Genomic DNA, 20062 nt, shown 5'->3' with positions numbered 1-20062 from the left:
CTACAAGTGAAAGCCGCTCAGCTTTTACCTGCGGCTTGTAGCTTGCTGCTTGTTACTGCTTCACTTCCCGGAACCCCATCATGTCGCTGAGCGTATTTGACCTGTTCAAGATCGGCATTGGTCCCTCCAGCTCCCACACGGTGGGCCCAATGCGGGCGGCGGCGCGGTTTGCCGAAGGCTTGCAGCGCGATGGCCTGCTGGAAACCATCATCTGCGTCAAAGTCGAGCTTTACGGCTCACTGGGTGCTACCGGCAAAGGCCACGGCAGCGACAAGGCTGTGTTGCTGGGCCTGGAAGGTGAGCACCCGGACACCGTCGACACCGAAACCGTCGCGGCTCGCCTGCAGCAGATCCGCAGCACTGAACGCCTGAAACTGCTCGGCCGGCACAGCATCGAATTCATCGAAAAGCATCACCTGGCGATGATTCGCAAACCCTTGGCCTTCCACCCCAACGGCATGATTTTCCGTGCCTTCGATGCCTCCGGCCTACAGGTGCGCAGCCGCGAGTACTACTCCGTCGGCGGAGGGTTCGTGGTCGATGAGCAAGCCGCTGGCGCAGACCGCATCGTGGAAGACCAGACGCAGCTGCTATATCCCTTCAAAACCGCACGGGATCTGATGGCGCACTGCACCGCGAGCGGCCTTTCGATCAGCCAGGTCATGCTGGCCAACGAAGCCGCGTGGCGCCCCGAGGCCGAAACCCGTCAGGGCCTGCTGCACATCTGGCAGGTCATGCAGGACTGCGTCGAAGCGGGTTGCCGCAACGAAGGCATCTTGCCGGGCGGCCTGAAGGTCAAGCGGCGTGCGGCAGCACTGCATCGTCAACTGTGCAAAAACCCGGAAGCCGCGCTGCGTGATGCCTTGTCGGTGCTCGACTGGGTCAATCTGTACGCGCTGGCGGTCAACGAAGAAAACGCCAACGGCGGCCGTGTGGTCACCGCGCCCACCAACGGCGCGGCCGGCATTATCCCGGCGGTGCTGCATTACTACATGCGCTTCATCACCGGGGCCAACGAAGACGGCGTCGTGCGTTTCCTGCTCACGGCGGCGGCGATCGGCATTCTCTACAAAGAGAACGCGTCGATCTCCGGCGCCGAAGTCGGTTGTCAGGGCGAAGTCGGCGTGGCCTGCTCCATGGCCGCCGGCGCACTGTGCGAAGTCTTGGGCGGCAACGTTCAACAAGTGGAAAACGCCGCTGAAATCGGCATGGAGCACAATCTCGGCCTGACCTGCGACCCCATCGGCGGCCTGGTTCAAGTGCCGTGCATCGAGCGCAATGCAATGGGTTCGGTGAAGGCCATCAACGCAGTGCGCATGGCCTTGCGCGGCGACGGCCAGCATTTTGTCTCGCTGGATAAAGTGATCCGCACCATGCGCCAGACCGGCGCCGACATGAAAAGCAAATACAAGGAAACAGCCCGTGGCGGGCTGGCCGTGAACATCATCGAATGCTGACATCAGCCCCCATTCATAGGGTTCCCTGCCCTTCGCGGGTACCCCGGAACCGCTTTCAAGGAGTGACCCCATGACCACCGAATTGCTGAAGACCCCGCTCAACGCCCTGCACCGTGAACTCGGCGCGAAAATGGTCGAGTTCGCCGGCTACGACATGCCCGTTCAGTACCCCGCCGGCGTCATGAAAGAACACCTGCACACCCGCGATCAGGCCGGCCTGTTCGACGTTTCGCACATGGGTCAGATCCTCTTGAGCGGCGCGAACGCAGCGAAGGCGCTGGAAACCCTGGTGCCGGTGGACATCATCGACCTGCCGGTCGGCATGCAGCGCTACGCCATGTTCACCAACGAAAACGGCGGCATTCTCGACGACTTGATGGTCGCCAATCTGGGTAACGATCAGCTCATGCTGGTGGTTAACGCCGCCTGCAAGAACCAAGACCTGGCGCACCTGCAGCAGCACATTGGCAGCCAGTGCGATATCACGCCGCTGTTCGACGAACGTGCATTGCTCGCGCTGCAAGGTCCGCAGGCCGTTACCGCACTGGCGCGGCTGGCCCCGGACGTCGCGAAAATGACCTTCATGCAGTACACCTCGACCAAGATCGACGGCATTGACTGCTACGTCAGCCGCTCGGGCTACACCGGTGAAGACGGTTACGAGATTTCGGTACCGGCGGACCACGCAGAATCCCTGGCGCGTCGTCTGCTCGCGGAGCCGGAAGTGGCGCCGATTGGCCTGGGCGCGCGGGACTCGCTGCGACTGGAGGCCGGCCTTTGCCTCTACGGCCACGACATGAATACCGAAACCACGCCGATCGAAGCCAGCCTGCTGTGGGCGATGTCCAAGGTGCGTCGCGCCGACGGTGCGCGTGCCGGCGGTTTCCCCGGTGCCGACTCGATCTTCGCCCAGCACCAAAGCGGTGCGGCGCACAAACGTGTAGGCCTGTTGCCACAAGAGCGTACGCCGGTGCGTGAAGGCGCTGAAATCGTCGACGCCGAGGGGACGACCATCGGGACGGTCTGCAGCGGCGGCTTTGGCCCGACCCTGAGCGCGCCGTTGGCAATGGGTTATGTCGACGCCCGTTTCACCGCGCTGGAAACACCTGTCTGGGCAATCGTCCGCGGCAAGAAAGTCCCCATGCAGGTGACGAAAATGCCTTTCGTTCCGGCACGTTACTTCCGCGGCTAAGTAACATCGTCAAAAAATGCGGCACCGCAACAGTGCATTAAACTGTGCGGATGCCGCAGTCCGGCGCCAGCGTTAAGTGCATTAAAACTGTCAAAATATTGAACTTCGATAACCCTCTAAACATTAAAAACTATCGATCTTGCGAACGTGGTTAATGTTTTTAAAAAACCCGAAAACCCCTATGAATACTGGCCCAAACGGGGCTTGTTTTTTCGCCGAGAGTTAGCGTAGAGTTTCTCGACTGTGTTTGCATGGGTCGCTGGGATCGTGACCCGGGCAGTAGCGCCAAAAGCAATGCTACATCCCGTTCTACGTTTCTTCTTCCTGCAACCAGCCCCAGTACTCTTTCATGTGAAAGAGACTGTCATTAATTTAATGCTTCAAGGAATAAGAAAATGTCTACACGTCAGAGCGGCACCGTTAAGTGGTTTAACGATGAAAAGGGTTTCGGTTTTATCACCCCTGAAAGCGGTCCGGATCTGTTCGTCCACTTCCGCGCTATTCAAGGCAACGGCTTCAAAAGCCTGAAAGAAGGCCAGAAAGTGACGTTCGTCGCGGTGCAGGGCCAAAAAGGCATGCAGGCTGACGAAGTACAAGCCGAGGCCTGATCAGCCGACGCAAAAAGCCCCTGATGGCCAACATCAGGGGCTTTTTTGTGCCTGCGATTCCGTAAACTGCCCGCCTCCGATTAAACGAGCGCCGCCATGATCCGACACGTTTTAAGCCCCCAGGGCGAATTTCCTCCCGTGGGATTGGGCCGGCGCATGGCTGCGATCAGCTACGACGCACTGCTGTGTGTGGCACTGATGATAGTCACCGCCTTTCTCTACAAACTGGTCTGGATGGGGATTGTCGGCGAAACCAGACTGCGCCAGCTCTCCGAGTCGGGCGCGCTCGACGCCGACCCGTTGCTGTCCTCGATTCTGCTGATCACGCTGTTCGGCTTCTTTGCCCATTTCTGGACACGCGCGGGCCAAACCCTCGGCATGCAGGTCTGGGGAATACGCGTGCAGAACGCCGACGGAACGGCCATCGGCCTGTGGCAGGCGCTGCTGCGCTTCATCGTCGCCATCGCATCGTGGCTGTGCGTCGGGCTAGGCTTCTTCTGGAGCCTGTTCGACAAACAGAAACGCTGCTGGCATGACCTGTATTCCGAGACGCAATTGGTGCGAGTGCCCAGAATCAGAAAATGAACCTCGGTAGGCCGCCCACAAAAAAGCCGACCCTGGGGTCGGCTTTTCATACTCAGCAGGTATCAGCCCGCGCGACGCAGCAACCAGATGCCCGCCAGGGCGCACACACCCGCCGGCACCAGCACGGCGAAGAGTGGCGAGAAACCGAATACGAGGCTCGACGGGCCCAGCAGATCCTGAGCGATGCGGAAGGTGAAGCCCACCAGCACGCCCGTGAACACACGCTGCCCCAGCGTCACCGAGCGCAACGGCCCGAAGATGAAGGAGATCGCCATCAGCACCAGCGCCACCGTCACAAGCGGCTGAAGAATCTTGGTGTAGAACGCCAGCCAGTAACGACCGTTGTTCAGCCCCTGATCGGCGAGATAACGCGCATAGCCGTAAAGCCCGGTCATCGACAGTGACTCAGGCGGCAGCACGACAGTGCTCAGCAACTGCGGGCTCAACGCAACGTTCCAGCGCTCTTCAGGGGCGGTGACCACTTCGGTGCGACCGTCGTGGAAGACCGTCGTGGTGACGTCTTTCAGCAGCCAGTAATCGGTCTTGAAGTTGGCCTGCTTGGCGAAGCTCGACGTCAGCATGTGGCGCTGGTCGTCGAAATGGTAACGGGTGACGCCATACAAAAGGCCGTTCGGCTGCACCGTGTTGATGTGGATGAACTCCTCACCCTGACGGTGCCACAGGCCGTGCCTGGCGCTCTGCGCGTCGCCGGTGCCTTGGGCCAGCGAACGTGCGGCCTGGGCCGAGGCTTCGGTCACCGGCGCGACGTATTCGCCGATCAACAACCCGGCCACCATTAACACCAGCATGGGCTTCATGACCGCCCAGACGATACGGCCGATGGACACACCGGCGGCCCGCATGATGGTCAGTTCGCTGCTGCTGGCCAGTGCGCCGAGACCGATCAGGCAACCGATCAGCGCGGCCATCGGCAGCATGTCGTAGAGCCGGCGCGGCGCGGTCATCAACACGAAACTGCCAGCGTCCCAGAAGGTGTAGGTGTCGCTGATGTCAGCCATCTCGTCGATGAAGGCAAACAGCGACGCCAGTCCGAGGATGATCCCCAGTACCGCAAGGATCGCCATGAACACGCTTTTGCCGATGTAGCGATCGAGCTTAACCATGAGCCACCCCCGACACGCTGCGGCGACTCGCAAGCTTCAGGCGCAGAGGCTCCCAGTAGAGCAGCGCCAGTCCGATGGAGAGGAACAGTGCATGCACCCACCACAGGCCGAGCCCCATCGGGATCTTGCCCTTCTCCAGCGCACCGCGCGCAGCAATCAGGATGGTGAGATAAGCCATATAAAGAAGAATCGCCGGAAGAAGCTTGAGGAAGCGGCCCTGGCGCGGGTTGACCCGGGCCAGCGGCACCGCCATCAGCGTCACGATGAACACCAGAATCGGCAGCGAAACCCGCCATTGCAGCTCGGCACGGTTGCGCAGGCTGTCTTCGCCGGTCAGCAGTTCGCTGGTGGAGATGGCGTCGCGGTCGGTGACCTCATCGCTGATGTCCGGCTTGGGCAGCAAGGCGCCGTAGGTGTCGTATTTGATGGCGCGGTAATCGGCCTGACCGGGGTTGCCGTCGTAGCGATAGCCATTGTCCAGAATCAGGTAGCGCGTGCCATCGGGCTTGATTTCCTGCCGGCCTTTTTCCGCCACCAGCACGGTGATGCCGTGGTCTTTCTTCTCGTCGAGTTTCTTTTCGGAGATGAACACGCCACCCAGGTTGATGCGGTCGTCGCTCATGGTTTCGGTGTAGGTCACGCGGCTGCCGTCACGCAGCAGCTGGAAGCGACCCGGCACGAGCGTGTCGAATTCGGTCATCGCGTCCTGCTTGTTGATCAGCAGCTGGAACTGGGTCGCGCCCTGGGGGGCGAGGCTGAAGCTGAGCCAGGCCACCAGCAGTGACACCAGCGCAGCCGGCGCCAGGGTGATCAGCAACAGACGTTGCTGGCTCATGCCGGTGGCGGCCAGTACGGTCATTTCGCTTTCGAGGTACAACCGGCCGTACGCCAGGAGAATTCCCAGGAATAACCCCAGCGGGAGGATCAGCTGCAGGAAGCCCGGCAGACGGAAACCCATGATCAGAAACAGCACACCCGGATCGAGTGCACCCGATGCAGCCTGGGCCAGGTATTTGATGAAGCGGCCACTCATGATGATTACCAGCAGCACAGCACTGACAGCGCTCAGGGTAACCAGCACTTCTCGGGACAGGTAACGGAAGACAATCAAACCAGACACTCCAGGGTTGTCACGCTAAGGCGGCATGACAATGAAATGGATCAGCCATGATGCGCGCGACGGCGAACCACCAAAAAAATATGCGGCATTATCCTGTGATTGGGTGTGTCTGTCACTGCGCGCGCGGGATACTTCTGTAACCGGCACACCGGCGCACCCGGACGGGGTTGTCATCCATTGGCTCGCAGGGTCAAACTGCGGGCCTTGCCGCAGGCATGCCGGTGTAAATACCTCTGCGCCGCTGCCGAGCCGTGTGCTCAAGTGCGATAACTCACAGTTTATTCGGGGACCCCGACATGGAATTGGTTGTTAAAAGCGTCAGTGCAGAAACCTTGAAGACCGCCACACTGGTGGTCGCTGTCGGTGAAGGCCGCACGCTGAGCGACACCGCGAGCACCCTCGACACCCTGAGCGGCGGCGCCATCAGCGCTGTCCTCAAACGCGGCGACCTGTCGGGCAAGATCGGCCAGAGCCTGTTGCTGCACAGCCTGCCCAACCTGAAAGCCGAACGCGTACTGCTGGTCGGTTCGGGTAAAGAGCCGGAATTGAACGATCGTCAGTTCCGCAAAATCATCAGCGGCGCACTCAGCACCCTGAAAAGCCTGGGTGGCGTTGATGCCGGTTTCGACCTTGACCAACTGAACGTCAAGAATCGCGATGTTTATGGCAAGAACCGCCTGCTGGTCGAAACCCTGGCCGATGGCGAATACGTCTTCGATCGCTTCAAGAGCCAGAAAGTCGATCCTCGCGCCCTGAAAAAAATCACCCTGCTGACCGCCAAAGCCAACGTCGCCGACGTTGAACGTGCGGCCAAACACGCACAGGCCATCGCTGCCGGCATGGCGGTGACCCGCGACCTGGGCAACATGCCGCCGAACATCTGCCACCCGACCTATCTGGGCGAGCAGGCCAAGGCGATGGGCAAAGCCAACAAGGGCCTCAAGGTCGAGATCTTCGATGAAAAAGACATCGAAAAGCTGGGCATGGGCTCGTTCCTGGCGGTCGGTCAAGGCAGCGCTCAGCCGCCACGCCTGATCGTCATGCAGTACTCCAACGGCAAGAAAAGCGAAAAGCCTTTCGTGCTCGTCGGCAAGGGCATCACCTTTGACACCGGCGGGATCAGCCTCAAGCCGGGCCTGGGCATGGACGAAATGAAGTTCGACATGTGCGGCGCGGCGAGCGTGTTCGGCACGTTGAACGCCGTGCTCGAACTGCAACTGCCGATCAACCTGGTGTGCATCGTCGCGGCAGCTGAAAACATGCCGAGCGGCAACGCAACCCGCCCGGGTGACATCGTCAAGACCATGAGCGGCCAGACCGTCGAGATCCTCAACACCGACGCCGAAGGCCGTCTGGTGCTGTGCGACGCGCTGACCTACGCCGAACGCTTCAAGCCACAGGCCGTTATCGACATCGCCACGCTGACCGGTGCTTGCGTCGTCGCGCTGGGCGGTCACACCTCGGGCTTGCTGGGCAACAGCGACGCCTTGATCAGCCAAGTGCTGGAAGCCGGCAAACGCGCCGACGACCGTGCCTGGCAACTGCCGTTGTTCGATGAGTACCAGGAGCAGCTGGACAGCCCGTTTGCCGACATCGCCAACATCGGCGGCCCGAAGGCCGGCACCATCACCGCGGCCTGCTTCCTCTCGCGCTTCGCCAAAGCCTACGAGTGGGCGCACCTGGACATCGCCGGCACGGCATGGCTGAGCGGCGGCAAGGACAAGGGCGCAACGGGCCGTCCGGTTCCGCTGCTGACCCAATACCTGATCGACCGCGCCGGCGTTTAAGCCGCTGCCAACGCGCTGGCCTCCCCGGTCGGCGCGTTCAGCGTTCTGGAATCACCCATGACCCAAGTCGATTTCTACATTCTGCCGAGTGCCGACCCTGTCGCGCGCCTGGACTTCGCCTGCAAACTCACCGACAAGGCCTGGCGCCTCGGCCATCGGGTGTACCTGCATTGCAGCGATGCCGGGCAACGCGAGGAGCTGGACGCCCGACTGTGGCGCTTCCGGGGCGAAGCGTTCGTGCCCCATGGCTCGGTCGAGGACGATCAGGACGCTCCGGTGGCGCTGGGTATCGGCAGCGACCCCGGCCAACATCAGGATCTGCTGGTCAATCTTGACCTGCGCATCCCGGAATTCTTCAAACGATTCGCGCGTGTCGCCGAGATCGTTGTCGAGGACCCAGCCATCCGCCTCGCGGCACGCGAGAGTTTTCGCTTCTACCGCGAACAGGGCTATCCTCTGCAAGATCACCGGCTGCAGCGTCTTTGAGCACACGATGGATAATTCAAAACACCTGAAAGATTCAGCGCACCTGCTGGATGACCTCGAATCGATCCGCCAGCTGTTGGGCGATGACCCGGCCCAGCCTCCCCTGCTGACCGAGTCCGTGCACAGCGACGAGCAGATCCCGCTGCTGTTCGACGTGGTTACCGGCCAAGTCGTGACGCTTGATGAGCACGAAGCCGATCTCAATGACATTCCCCTGCTCACGCCCGAGCCGGTCGCGGCGGTTACACCTGCCGCACCTGCGGCCAACACGTCGACCTCCAAGGCGCCGAACGCTGACGCGCTGCTGCACCTGGATGGGGAACTGCGTGCCGCTGCGCAGTTGATCATGCAAGACGTGATCGACGACTTCGCCCCACACATCGAGAACGAGATCAAACGCCGTCTGGATGCGCGGATGGAAAGGCTGCTGAGTCAATACAACAGCTGAACCTGTCCTCTTTCCGACCCGGGATCGCGGGTAAGCGCAGTCCTACAGGTGCCCGCGACGATTCCGGGCATCACCGCTCGTAGCACCCGACCTAGCGCTTGTAGCTTGACGCCGCCTTGAAAAGCTATACTCGTCGGCTTTTCCGACTCAAAGCAGATCAGGTTCCCGCCTCGCATGGACAAGACCTACCAGCCGCACGCCATCGAAACTTCCTGGTACCAGACCTGGGAGTCCGAAAACTATTTCGCTCCGCAAGGCGCGGGCGACTCGTACACCATCATGATTCCGCCGCCGAACGTCACCGGCAGCCTGCACATGGGCCACGGTTTCAATAACGCGATCATGGACGCCCTGATCCGCTTCCGCCGCATGCAGGGTCGCAACACCCTGTGGCAGCCGGGCACCGACCACGCCGGTATCGCCACGCAGATGCTGGTGGAGCGCCAGCTCGAAGCTTTGGGCCAGAGCCGTCACGATCTGGGTCGCGACAAATTTCTCGAAAAAGTCTGGGAGTGGAAGGATCAGTCCGGTGGCAACATCAGCCGCCAGATCCGTCGCCTGGGCTCGTCGGTCGACTGGAGCCGCGAGCGCTTCACGATGGACGACGGCTTGTCCGAAGCCGTTAAGGAAGCCTTCGTGCGCCTGCATGAAGACGGCCTGATCTACCGTGGCAAACGGCTGGTCAACTGGGACACCAAGCTGCACACCGCAATCTCCGACCTCGAAGTGGAAAACCACGACGAGAAAGGCCACCTGTGGAACCTGCGCTACCCGTTGGCCGATGGCGCAAAGACCGCTGAAGGTCTGGACTATCTGATCGTCGCGACAACCCGCCCGGAAACCATGCTCGGTGATGCGGCCGTTGCCGTGAACCCGAACGATGAGCGCTACAAGGCGCTGATCGGCCAGTTCGTTGAGCTGCCGCTGGTAGGCCGTCGCATTCCGATCATCGCGGACGACTATTGCGACCCTGAGTTCGGCACCGGCTGCGTGAAGATCACCCCGGCCCACGACTTCAACGACTACGACGTCGGCAAGCGACACAACCTGCCGCTGCTGAACATCTTCGACAAGAACGCTGCCGTTCTGCCCGCTGCCCAGGTATTCAACCTCGACGGCACGCTGAACGACACCGTCGATGGCACCCTCCCCGCCGAATACGCCGGCCTCGACCGCTTCGAAGCGCGCAAGCAGATCGTGGCTGCGTTCGACGCCGCCGGCCTTTTGGTCAGCGTCGACGACCACGCCTTGAAAGTACCGAAGGGCGACCGCTCCGGGACCATCATCGAGCCGTGGCTGACGGATCAGTGGTACGTGTCGACCAAGCCGCTGGCCGAACCTGCCATCGCCGCCGTTGAAGATGGCCGCATCGCCTTCGTGCCCAAGCAATACGAAAACATGTACTTCTCCTGGATGCGCGACATTCAGGACTGGTGCATCAGCCGTCAGCTCTGGTGGGGCCACCGCATTCCGGCCTGGTACGACGAGTCCGGCAAGGTCTACGTCGGCCGCGACGAAGCCGAAGTCCGCGCCAAGCACAACCTCGGTCCTGATGTTGCCCTGCAGCAGGACAACGACGTGCTCGACACCTGGTTCAGTTCCGGCCTGTGGACGTTCTCCACCCTGGGCTGGCCGGAGCAGACCGATTTCCTGAAAACCTTCCACCCGACCGATGTACTGGTTACCGGTTTCGACATCATTTTCTTCTGGGTCGCCCGGATGATCATGCTCACCATGCACTTGGTGAAGAACGAAGACGGCACGGCGCAGGTGCCGTTCAAGACCGTGTACGTTCACGGTCTGGTGCGAGATGGCCAAGGCCAGAAGATGTCCAAGTCCAAGGGCAACGTCCTTGATCCCCTGGACATCATCGACGGCATCGAGCTTGAAGCCCTGGTGCAGAAACGCACCTCCGGCATGATGCAGCCCAAGCTGGCCAAGAAGATCGAGAAGCAGACCCGCGACGAATTCGCCGACGGCATCGCCAGCTACGGCACCGATGCCCTGCGCTTCACCTTCTGCTCGCTGGCTTCCACGGGCCGTGACATCAAGTTCGACATGGGCCGCGTCGAAGGCTATCGCAACTTCTGCAACAAAATCTGGAACGCCGCGCGCTACGTCCTCGACAAGGGCGAGGACTGCGGTCAGAACGGCGAGGCGTTCGAGCTCTCGCTGCCGGATCGCTGGATCATCTCGCAGCTGCAACGCACTGAAGCCGAAGTAACCCGCCAGCTGGATCAGTTCCGTTTCGACCTCGCGGCGCAGGCGCTGTACGAGTTCATCTGGAACCAGTATTGCGACTGGTACCTGGAGCTGTCCAAGCCGGTTCTGTGGGACGAGACGGCGCCGATCGAGCGTCAGCGCGGCACCCGTCGCACGTTGGTGCGCGTGCTGGAAGTCGCACTGCGCCTGGCGCATCCGTTCATGCCCTTCATCACCGAAGAAATCTGGCAGCGCCTCGCGCCGCTGGCGGGCGTTGAAGGCAAGACCATCATGCTGCAACCATGGCCGGTGGCGAATGAAGCGCGCATCGACGTCGCAGCAGAAGGCGACATCGAGTGGCTCAAGAGCCTGATGCTCGGCGTGCGCAATATCCGTGGCGAAATGAACATCGGCCCGGGCAAGCCGCTGCAGCTGTTCCTCAAGAACGTCAGCGCCGAAGACCAACGCCGCCTGAACGAGAACGAGCACCTGCTGAAGAAGCTGGCCAAGCTTGAATCGTTCACCGTGCTGGAAGCCGGCGCTGAGGCACCCCTGTCGGCGACCGCACTGGTCGGTGAGATGGAAGTGCTGGTACCGATGGCCGGCCTGATCGACAAGGACGCCGAACTGGCGCGTCTGGACAAGGAAATCCAGCGTCTGCAGGGTGAAGTGCAGCGGGTGGGCGGCAAGCTGTCCAATGCCGCGTTCGTCGACAAGGCGCCGCCTGAGGTGATCGCCAAGGAACGCGCGAAGATGGCCGAAGCGGAACAGGCGCTGGGCAAACTGGCAGAGCAGCACGCGCGGATCGCGAGCCTGTAATCCGATCAGATCAGCCGGCCTGAATTGCAGGCCGGTTGACGACCATGACCCCTGTAGGAGTGAGCGTGCTCGCGATATCGGTCTATCAGCAACCCAACCGTTGACTGACACACGATGATCGCGAGCAAGCTCACGCCTACAGGGGTTGTGCTTTCATGAGAATGCATCACCGATGACCAGCCCCGACGCCCCCAAACCGCCACGCAATCCCCCGCGCAAGAAAGCCAAACCTGCTCAACAGGCCAAGCCTTCCACGCCACGCGAGAAAGCCACTCTGCACCCGCGCAACCGCCATCAAGGCCATTACGACTTTCCGCGCCTGATCAAAAGCAGCCCCGAACTGGGCACATTTGTGATCCTCAACCCCTATGGCAAAGAAAGCATCGATTTTGCCAACCCGGCAGCCGTGAGGGTGTTCAACCGCGCCTTGCTTAAAGCGTTCTACGGCATTGCCCATTGGGATATTCCGGCGGACTACCTTTGCCCGCCAATCCCGGGACGGGCGGACTACCTGCACTTTCTCGCGGATCTGCTGGCGGAACGCAACGACGGGGTCATCCCGCGCGGGGCGTCCGTCACTGCGCTGGACATTGGCACCGGCGCCAACTGCATCTACCCGCTGATCGGTCAGGGCGAGTACGGCTGGTCGTTCCTGGGCTCGGACATCGACAAGGTCGCCCTTGCCTCGGCAACGACCATCGTCAAAGCCAATGGCTTGAGCAAGAGCATCAGCTTTCGGCATCAGACTGACCAAAAGCACATCCTGACCCACTTGCTGCAGCCCGATGAGCGCTTCGACATCAGCGTGTGTAACCCACCCTTCCACGCCTCGGCTGCGGAAGCGTTGAGCGGCAGCCAGCGCAAATGGCGAGCCCTTGGCAAGGCAGACCCCAAACGCAAATTGCCGGTGCTGAATTTCGGCGGTCAGGCGGCGGAGTTGTGGTGCGAAGGGGGCGAGGCGCGCTTTGTGACGCAGTTGATCAGCGAAAGTGCGCACGTCGCGAAACAGGTGCTGTGGTTCAGCACGCTGGTGTCCAAAGCGTCGAATCTGCCGCTGATTCAGAGCGCGCTGAAAAAAGCCGGTGCGGTCGAAAGCCAGACGGTCGAAATGGGGCAAGGGCAGAAACAGAGTCGCTTCGTTGCCTGGACCTTCCAGGACAAGCCGCAGCAAGCCGCCTGGCGGGCAATGCGTTGGGTTTCACCGCGCTAGGTCGCCCCGACGACCGAAGCGATAACCGAATCGCAGGCACAAAAAAACCGTGTCCGGATCGCTCCGTCACACGGTTTCCTCAACCAAGCAGCGTTTTCGCTTACTTGTTGACCGAGTCAGTCAGTACTTTGGCTGGTACGAACTTGACCACTTTCTTGGCGGCGATTTCGATGGCTGCGCCAGTCGAAGGGTTGCGGCCAGTGCGTGCTGGACGCTCGGTGACTTTCAGTTTGCCGATGCCTGGCAGAGTGATTTCACTACCGTTTTCCAGTTGGTCAGCGACGATTTGACCCAATTGGTCGAGAGCGTTGCGCGCGGTGGTTTTCGGCGCGTCGATTGCTTCTGCGATATCGGCGATCAATTGGTCTTTAGTCAGAGCCATGGTGGTGTTCCTTCCCTATCAAATTCGAATGGTTTGCAGAGTGTGGTACAGACGCGAAATGTAGATACTGTAAACGGCCTTTGGTTCGGCCGAACGCCCACAAACTGCACGCCTGGCGCGCTTGGGCGCTCAGGACCGGGCAAAACTAGCACAGCGCAACGCAAATATCCGCCCCTACCTACCCATTTGGTCAGCTTTATCGCCCGAGAGGCGTAAAAAAGTCATATTAATGGGCTCAGGTCAGCGTTTTCGGCCCTTCCAGAGCGTTCCGCACCCCGTCTGCGGTACACTTGCCGACTTTCGCACGGGCCTGGTCTGGTCCCGTTCAGTTCCACTTCAGCCGCCGAGAATTCCATGCCGATCCGTCACGCCATCGTCCACCTGATCGACAAAAAACCTGACGGCACGCCCGCCGTGCTCCATGCCCGGGACTCGGAACTCGCCGAATCCCAGGCCATCGAGAACATGCTGGCGGACCTCAACGAGAGCTACAACGCCAAACAAGGCAAGGCGTGGGGGCTGTTTCATGCCGAGTCCGGCGCGCACCCGTTCAGTGGCTGGCTGAAGGAGTATCTCGATCAGGGCAAGGATTTCACGCAATTCAGCCGTATCGCGGTCGAGCATCTACAGAAGCTGATGGAAGAATCGAACCTGTCGGTCGGCGGCCACGTGCTGTTCGCGCACTATCAACAAGGCATGACCGAATACCTGGCGATCGCCCTGCTGCACCACAGCGAAGGCGTGGCCGTGAACGAGGCGCTGGACGTGACGCCTTCCCGGCATCTGGATCTGGGCCAACTGCACCTTGCGGCCCGCATCAATATTTCCGAGTGGCAGAACAACAAGGCGTCCAAGCAGTACATCTCGTTTATCAAAGGCAAGAACGGCAAGAAGGTTTCCGAGTACTTCCGCGACTTCATCGGTTGTCAGGAAGGCGTCGACGGACCGGGCGAGACCCGCACCCTGCTCAAGGCTTTCAGTGATTTTGTCGAGAGCGAAGACCTGCCGGAAGAATCGACCCGCGAGAAAACCAAGGCGCTGGTCGACTACGCGAGCAGCCAGAGCAAAATGGGCGAGCCCATCGCCCTGGAAGAGTTGTCTGGCCTGATCGACGAGGATCGCCCGCGGGCTTTCTACGATCACATCCGCAACAAGGATTACGGCCTGTCGCCCGAGATTCCGGCGGATAAGCGCACGCTGAACCAGTTCCGTCGCTTCACTGGCCGCGCCGAAGGTCTGTCGATCAGCTTTGAAGCGCACCTGCTGGGCGACAAGATCGAGTATGACGAAGAGAAAGGCACGCTGATCATCAAAGGGCTGCCCACTCAGTTGACCGATCAGCTCAAACGCCGCTGACCCCTGCCAAGGAGCCGAGACCCGCATGTTCGTTCGTACCCTGAAGAAGTGCTTGCTCGTCATGCTGGTGGTGGTCGTCTACCAGAACTGGGGCAAAATCGAAAACCTGGTTCACCCCTCCTCCGCGTTGTCGGAGCAGGCGCAGGCCAATGCGAAGGTGACGTTGTACGCCACGGACTGGTGTGGCTACTGCAAACAGACCCGGCGCTTTCTCGACAGCCAGGGCATTCGCTACACCGAGTACGATATCGAGAAAGACGCCGCAGGGCGCAAAGCCTACGAAGCACTGGGTGGCCGCGGCATTCCCCTGATCGACGTGAATGGCACGTTGATCAGGGGGTTTAGCGAAGAGCAGATTCTGGCGGCGTTGAAGTAGGGGCCAGGCTGAATCGGGCGTCTGCGCCAGTCTACTGATATCTCAGTCCTGAAAGACGTTGGGAAGCCGATACAGCGCCTCATTTTAATACGCTTCCCACATAGGCCCTCCAGCGACAGCGGCAATCGCCGTTCGCTATAACATTCAAGCTGAATACTCTCGCCAGCGCCGCAATCGTTAGTTTATTTCGCGATGTAAAGCCCACGCCTATAACCCTGCCGCTGCCACAAACACGCAACGTCGAAATCAACAACCTTACTTGTAATCGCCAATAGCGATTAAAAGGCAGCTCACGGAAACTAACCCTCCTGTCAGCGGGCATTCGGTCTTAAATGACAGATTTGACAAACATCCGAAAGATTACTTAATTCAAATAAATCTTACTCTGATGGATCAGACGTCATGAAGACTCTTCCCGGCGCACTCGCCTTGCTTTTATCTTTTTTAGTGGGTTGCAGTACCGCCGTGCGTCAAGCCGACACCCCTGAAGCCAACGTCTCTCAAACCAACGTCCCTGCGACGAGAAGTGTGGCGCCTCGTGTGGCTAGCACCTATATCTACAATCCCCCCCTTGCGCCATCGGTGGGCTTGCCTCTACTGAATAAAAACTACAATGACAACTCAACAGCGTGCAGCGGAAACCAGCCGTTATTTCGATGCTCAGGCGTGTTTTTAAGAACTGTCGATAACGGCAACTTCGACCCCTGGACTGCCAGCGCGAGTGCCAATGCGCTCGGTTCCTCATCCTTCACCTGGCTGAGGCACGACCTGAGTACCAAAACCCTTTATCACCGCGCCGGATACATCCGGATGAACCCCGACGACATCAATAAGTATTACTCCGACGGACAGGCCAACTGGTCCGGCGTCAATTGCCTTTATCCTTTTGACGCCTACACGGTCAGAAAACCCCGAAACTATAACGGGTGTGACTTTGAGCGCGCACCGGGTACACCCGGCACCCCCAACCCAGCCCATTACATTGTATGGGGCTCATGCGACAACAAACTCGGCTATACCACCGCTGCCCAATGGAATGCTCACTATCAAAGCAACGGCCAAACTGAGTATTCGCAGTGTTCCTGGTCGTCCGGCAAAGCCAGCAACTGGATGGCGATGATTGCTTCCCATGAAAGCTTTCCGGCCAAAACATCGTGGAACGAGATTCTGGTGCCGACGGTTGGAGTCATCGAAGATGTTTTAGTGATGGCGTTTTTCTACGACGCCAATAAACCCGGAGCGCGCGATGACGCTCGGGCTTTCCAGTCCAAATTGGCAAGCAAAAAAGCCAGACGAGTGCCCATCTACTCCATCAACTTTAATGCCGCACCCTCGAGTCGTTTCGGGTACTCGGCCAGTGACCAGACTGCTTATCCGTGAAGGCAATGACGTTATCGAACGCTGAGCAACTTCATGCACGGCGCTCATTCCACATACCAGGACTATCAACGCGCTAGAAGGATTCCGGCCATGATCCGACAATTAACAAGTCGCTATATGTTAATGCTCACGCTGATACTGAGCGCTTGCTCCAATCAGCCCCTTCCCCCGATGGAGCCACCACCGCCTGCGCCATCAACAACACAGGCGCCGGCCTATGCTCCCCGCGCACAGTTGCAGAAACCCGAGCAAGTTCTCGCCGACGTCAATAAAAACTACAAAGAAACCATCACGGATTGCCGTGAGTACGGTACCAACAAACCACGCGGTCATTATTATTGCAGCGGCGTAACGTTGCGGACCGTGGACGACGGTAATTTCAATCCCTGGATGTACAGCTCAAACGCCCTGGCGATAGGCGCGACTTCTTATTCATGGCTACGCAGAGGCGTGATTCAGACCCGGTTGTACCATCCTGCAGGGTTTATCCTGCGCAACCGCATCGATGCCATTGCATACGGTCTGCCGGGGCTGGAATCCGGCTTTATCTGTCTGTATCCCTATGACGCGTCGACGTCGACCGCCAACGGCCATAAGGGCTGCGGCTACCGGGGCAAGCAGTACCCGCCCAGCGCACCAGCGAAGCCTGACGATGATAATTCTGCTTACGCGTGGGGTTCTTGCGAAGGCATGAACATCACCACCGCAACCCAATGGGATCAACACTTTCAAAGCGTTGGCCAACAGATGTACAGACAGTGTTCCTGGAACATCGACAGTCAGCACGGTTGGAACAACATGATTGCCTCCAGAGATGACTTCCCTCAACACCAGTCAGTCTGGAATGAAATTTTGCTCAACAACTTAGGTGGCGGCGAGCAGATGCCAAAGTACATCGCCGCCTATTTTTATGACGTAAGCAAGGCGGGAGGGCTGGCCGCCGCCCGAAACTTTCAGGTGAAGATGAATAACGCCGGCTATAACGTGCCAATCCTGCGGCTGAACTTCGCCAATGCCGGCGGGGATATCTTCAGCTACAGCGCTGCGGACCAGGCCGTTGCGCAGTAGCTGAAACACCCCGGCTCATGAATGACGAGCCGGGATCTGTTTTCAGGCGGCTTTGATTTGAAAACCAACGCGCGGGAAGTGCACATGCACGGTACCCGCGCGTTCATCTTCACGACGCAGGATGATCTCTTCGCGCCCGCTGAACACCAACTCTCCCGCCACCGCGTCAACGCCGTAATCCACGGCAGACACGGTGACCTGCTGGCCGACGGTGAAACCATTGGGATCGGTGAACGCTTCGTTGGGCACCGGCGCCGGGGTAGCCGCACGCGCGATTTCAACGGCATCGCCCGAACTCAACTCGCTCGGTGCACCATGGCCGAATCCAATAACGCGCTCGTACCACCTCAACACCGCCGGGTAGGCGTCCACGAGGGGGGATGTGACAGGCGTTTGCTTCAGGAACCACAGGGTATGGGCCACCGAGAAATCGGCAATCGAGGGCGCGCCCAAGAGGAAATCACCGTTGCGCTCCAGCTGGGTTTCCAGACGCGCCATCAGCGTCGGCCATTGATGCTGCGCCACTTCCAGCGGCACGCGATTGGCGCTGCCGCCATCGAACAGCGTGGCGCGGTCGGCAACGAATGCCTTCACAGCCTCAGGCGGGACTTTGGCGAAACGCACAGCGAGGGAGGCCGGTTGAAACACCAGGCTGACAGCGTGCAGGAACAGCACCGAATCCGCCCAGGCCGCGAGGCTGGCCGCCGTGAACTCCTGACCTTCGGGATAAAAGGTCGGCGAAGACTTTTCCTGCTCCAGCCGGCGCGCGATCAACGCGGTGTCGCAGTAGATATCGGCGCCCACTTGCAGAACCGGGGTTTTGCGATAGCCGCCGGTGAGGGGCATGAGGTCGGGCTTTGGCATGATCGACGGGATGTTGACCGAGCGCCATGACAGGCCTTTGAAACCCAGCATCAACCGGGCTTTTTCGGCGAACAGGGACGTCGGGTAATGGTGCAGGATAAGTTCTGACATTGCGCTCGAGGCCTCTTCTAGGGAGCGCTGAGCCTAATGCCTCTATGCGGGTGCGTCGAGTGACGACACTGCCAATTTAGACACTCGCGATAACCGTAGTCAGCGTTATCGCAAGATGATCCAAGGTACAACTCACCGATAGGACTGGAGAAGCCTAGGCTTTGGTTATCACCATGGAAGGAATAACCAATGAAAATCCTCATAACAGCCCTTATCGTCAGCTCACTGCTTACAGGCTGCCAATCCGCCACTCCGCAAAGTCCTGCACGCGTTGAGGCGCATGCGTCTTATGCGGCGCAAGGAAAACAATCGTCTGAGGCTTTGGTGGCCTCTCTTAACCGCCAGTACAACGACATCAACGAGGACTGCAGAGAAATCGGCACCGATATTCGTCGTGGTTATTACTACTGCAGTGGATTAATCGTAAGGGGGACTACAGACGGCGACTACTTGCCCTGGACGCATAGTCCGAATTCGATGAATCGAGGCGCGGCGTCGTTTTCCTGGATACGCCGGGATGCCCACCCTAAGTGGTCCGTGATTTATCAAGCTGGCTTCATACTGCGCAACGCTGTAGAAGGTCACCGTCTGGGCTTGCCAGGTTACGACGCTGGCTTCATCTGCCTGTTCCCAAAAGACGCAGGTACCGGACAGAATGTGAGGCACAATGGGTGTGTACCGAGGGAACCGGGGAATGGGGTGCATCGCGTCTATCCGCAGCCTAAGGCGACCCATAAGAATAGTGAATACGCGTGGGGGTCATGCGAAAGCTTCGGCATTACTACGCTAGAAGGATGGATTGCCTATACCGGCGACATGCAGTTCTCCAGTTCGACGCAGTGCTCCTGGAATGCAGATAACCAGAAAGGATGGCGTAACTCGATCGCCATGCAGGAACACTACCCTTTATGGGATATTGCCTGGAATGAACTGCTGATGGCGACCGTGGATGATGGGTATGGCCTTAAAGACCTGATCTCTGCGGTTTTCGTCGATTCAGTCGACTCAGCTCATTACGATAACGGCATCGAACCGGCGCGAAACTTTCAGCGAAAGCTTGTTGCCAACGGTAGCTATGCGCCGATCGTGCGCATGGACCTTAAATCAGAGCAGCCATTTTCGTTCCATCAAGAGGATCAAGTCATTGCGCGGTGAAGGATAGCTGACCGCCGCTTGGCCCACTGCAGACGAGTATTTCCTTGGCGCTTTTACGCAGCTTTTTGATCAGGCGCTCCTGCCGCAATGCGTCGCCCTTGTCGCGGCAAGCTTCGACGTAAACCAGCGCCACCGCCGGGCTGGAGCTGAAGAAACGCGCGCCTTTGCCGCTCTGATGTTGAGCGAATCGGCGCTGCGGGTCATTGCTGATACCGCAGTACAAAGAACCGTTGGCCGCGCGCACCAAGTACACGAACCAGGATTTGACCGGCACGGCTTCGGGCACAGGTGCGGTGGCGATTTCGGCGTCAGACATGCAGGACCGTGGCGCA

General features: G+C 59.5%; 19 protein-coding genes. 14 read left to right on the top strand and 5 right to left on the bottom strand.

Annotated features, from left to right (window positions below; all coding sequences use genetic code 11):
* Positions 1-80 precede the first annotated feature (80 nt).
* The 4 genes from M1E04_RS04420 to M1E04_RS04405 all read left to right on the top strand — a co-directional run bounded on the left by M1E04_RS04420 (position 81) and on the right by M1E04_RS04405 (position 3842).
* Positions 81-1457 carry an L-serine ammonia-lyase gene (locus M1E04_RS04420; protein WP_065992017.1) on the top strand — a complete coding sequence of 459 codons (1377 nt, stop codon included), beginning with the start codon at positions 81-83 and terminating at the stop codon, positions 1455-1457.
* 70 nt (positions 1458-1527) lie between these two features.
* Complete coding sequence (gcvT, locus tag M1E04_RS04415) at positions 1528-2649, top strand: glycine cleavage system aminomethyltransferase GcvT (RefSeq protein WP_192132681.1); 1122 nt, start codon at positions 1528-1530, stop codon at positions 2647-2649.
* A gap of 395 nt (positions 2650-3044) precedes the next feature.
* Positions 3045-3257: a cold-shock protein gene (locus tag M1E04_RS04410; RefSeq protein WP_003227496.1), complete on the top strand. Its 213-nt coding sequence runs from the start codon at positions 3045-3047 to the stop codon at positions 3255-3257.
* Positions 3258-3353: 96 nt separating this feature from the next.
* Positions 3354-3842 (top strand): RDD family protein, encoded by a 489-nt coding sequence (locus M1E04_RS04405; protein WP_296308718.1) that lies wholly within the window; start codon positions 3354-3356, stop codon positions 3840-3842.
* 62 nt (positions 3843-3904) lie between these two features.
* Here the strand turns inward: M1E04_RS04405 and lptG are convergent, their stop codons facing one another.
* Positions 3905-4966, bottom strand: a complete 1062-nt coding sequence (lptG, locus tag M1E04_RS04400; protein WP_065992013.1) for an LPS export ABC transporter permease LptG — start codon at positions 4964-4966, stop codon at positions 3905-3907.
* Positions 4959-6077, bottom strand: coding sequence for an LPS export ABC transporter permease LptF (gene lptF, locus M1E04_RS04395; protein WP_065992010.1), 1119 nt, complete (start codon positions 6075-6077; stop codon positions 4959-4961). The genes lptG and lptF overlap by 8 nt, the downstream gene beginning before the upstream one ends.
* Before the next feature lie 305 nt (positions 6078-6382).
* Here lptF and M1E04_RS04390 point away from each other — a divergent pair, with 305 nt between their 5' ends.
* The 5 genes from M1E04_RS04390 (at position 6383) to rlmF (ending at position 13038) form a co-directional block, all read left to right on the top strand.
* Positions 6383-7873 carry a leucyl aminopeptidase gene (locus M1E04_RS04390; RefSeq protein ID WP_296308722.1) on the top strand — a complete coding sequence of 497 codons (1491 nt, stop codon included), beginning with the start codon at positions 6383-6385 and terminating at the stop codon, positions 7871-7873.
* Between the two features lie 57 nt (positions 7874-7930).
* The gene (locus tag M1E04_RS04385) at positions 7931-8359 is read left to right on the top strand and encodes a DNA polymerase III subunit chi (RefSeq protein WP_133772097.1); all 429 of its coding nucleotides are present in this window, start codon (positions 7931-7933) and stop codon (positions 8357-8359) included.
* A gap of 7 nt (positions 8360-8366) precedes the next feature.
* A complete protein-coding gene (locus tag M1E04_RS04380; RefSeq protein WP_296308727.1) occupies positions 8367-8807 on the top strand; it encodes a DNA polymerase III subunit chi in 441 nt (146 codons plus the stop codon).
* Positions 8808-8981: 174 nt separating this feature from the next.
* Positions 8982-11828, top strand: coding sequence for a valine--tRNA ligase (locus tag M1E04_RS04375; protein WP_296308729.1), 2847 nt, complete (start codon positions 8982-8984; stop codon positions 11826-11828).
* 172 nt (positions 11829-12000) lie between these two features.
* Positions 12001-13038 (top strand): 23S rRNA (adenine(1618)-N(6))-methyltransferase RlmF, encoded by a 1038-nt coding sequence (gene rlmF, locus M1E04_RS04370; protein ID WP_456292462.1) that lies wholly within the window; start codon positions 12001-12003, stop codon positions 13036-13038.
* A gap of 100 nt (positions 13039-13138) precedes the next feature.
* On the opposite strand, the gene M1E04_RS04365 is transcribed toward rlmF, so the two are convergent.
* The gene (locus tag M1E04_RS04365; RefSeq protein WP_037014905.1) at positions 13139-13420 is read right to left on the bottom strand and encodes an HU family DNA-binding protein; all 282 of its coding nucleotides are present in this window, start codon (positions 13418-13420) and stop codon (positions 13139-13141) included.
* A gap of 354 nt (positions 13421-13774) precedes the next feature.
* Between M1E04_RS04365 and yejK the strand changes: the two genes are divergently transcribed.
* From yejK to M1E04_RS04345, 4 genes are all read left to right on the top strand, one after another.
* On the top strand, positions 13775-14776 hold the full coding sequence (gene yejK, locus M1E04_RS04360; protein ID WP_369318492.1) for a nucleoid-associated protein YejK: 1002 nt from the start codon (positions 13775-13777) through the stop codon (positions 14774-14776).
* A 25-nt stretch (positions 14777-14801) separates the two neighbouring features.
* A complete protein-coding gene (locus M1E04_RS04355; RefSeq protein WP_065991995.1) occupies positions 14802-15152 on the top strand; it encodes a glutaredoxin family protein in 351 nt (116 codons plus the stop codon).
* A 402-nt stretch (positions 15153-15554) separates the two neighbouring features.
* Positions 15555-16532 (top strand): hypothetical protein, encoded by a 978-nt coding sequence (locus tag M1E04_RS04350; protein WP_456292461.1) that lies wholly within the window; start codon positions 15555-15557, stop codon positions 16530-16532.
* Positions 16533-16622: 90 nt separating this feature from the next.
* Positions 16623-17600, top strand: a complete 978-nt coding sequence (locus M1E04_RS04345) for a hypothetical protein (RefSeq protein ID WP_456292460.1) — start codon at positions 16623-16625, stop codon at positions 17598-17600.
* A 42-nt stretch (positions 17601-17642) separates the two neighbouring features.
* Here M1E04_RS04345 and M1E04_RS04340 read toward each other — a convergent pair whose 3' ends face one another.
* Positions 17643-18575 carry a glutathione S-transferase family protein gene (locus M1E04_RS04340; protein WP_456292459.1) on the bottom strand — a complete coding sequence of 311 codons (933 nt, stop codon included), beginning with the start codon at positions 18573-18575 and terminating at the stop codon, positions 17643-17645.
* Positions 18576-18764: 189 nt separating this feature from the next.
* Between M1E04_RS04340 and M1E04_RS04335 the strand changes: the two genes are divergently transcribed.
* Positions 18765-19730, top strand: a complete 966-nt coding sequence (locus M1E04_RS04335) for a hypothetical protein (RefSeq protein WP_456292458.1) — start codon at positions 18765-18767, stop codon at positions 19728-19730.
* Here the strand turns inward: M1E04_RS04335 and M1E04_RS04330 are convergent.
* Positions 19717-20046 carry a GIY-YIG nuclease family protein gene (locus M1E04_RS04330; RefSeq protein WP_456292457.1) on the bottom strand — a complete coding sequence of 110 codons (330 nt, stop codon included), beginning with the start codon at positions 20044-20046 and terminating at the stop codon, positions 19717-19719. The two genes, M1E04_RS04335 and M1E04_RS04330, sit on opposite strands and share 14 nt — an antisense overlap.
* Positions 20047-20062 lie beyond the last annotated feature (16 nt).

The sequence above is a fragment of the Pseudomonas sp. AK106 genome, from assembly GCF_053903055.1.
This window is presented reverse-complemented; position numbering and strand designations above follow the sequence as displayed.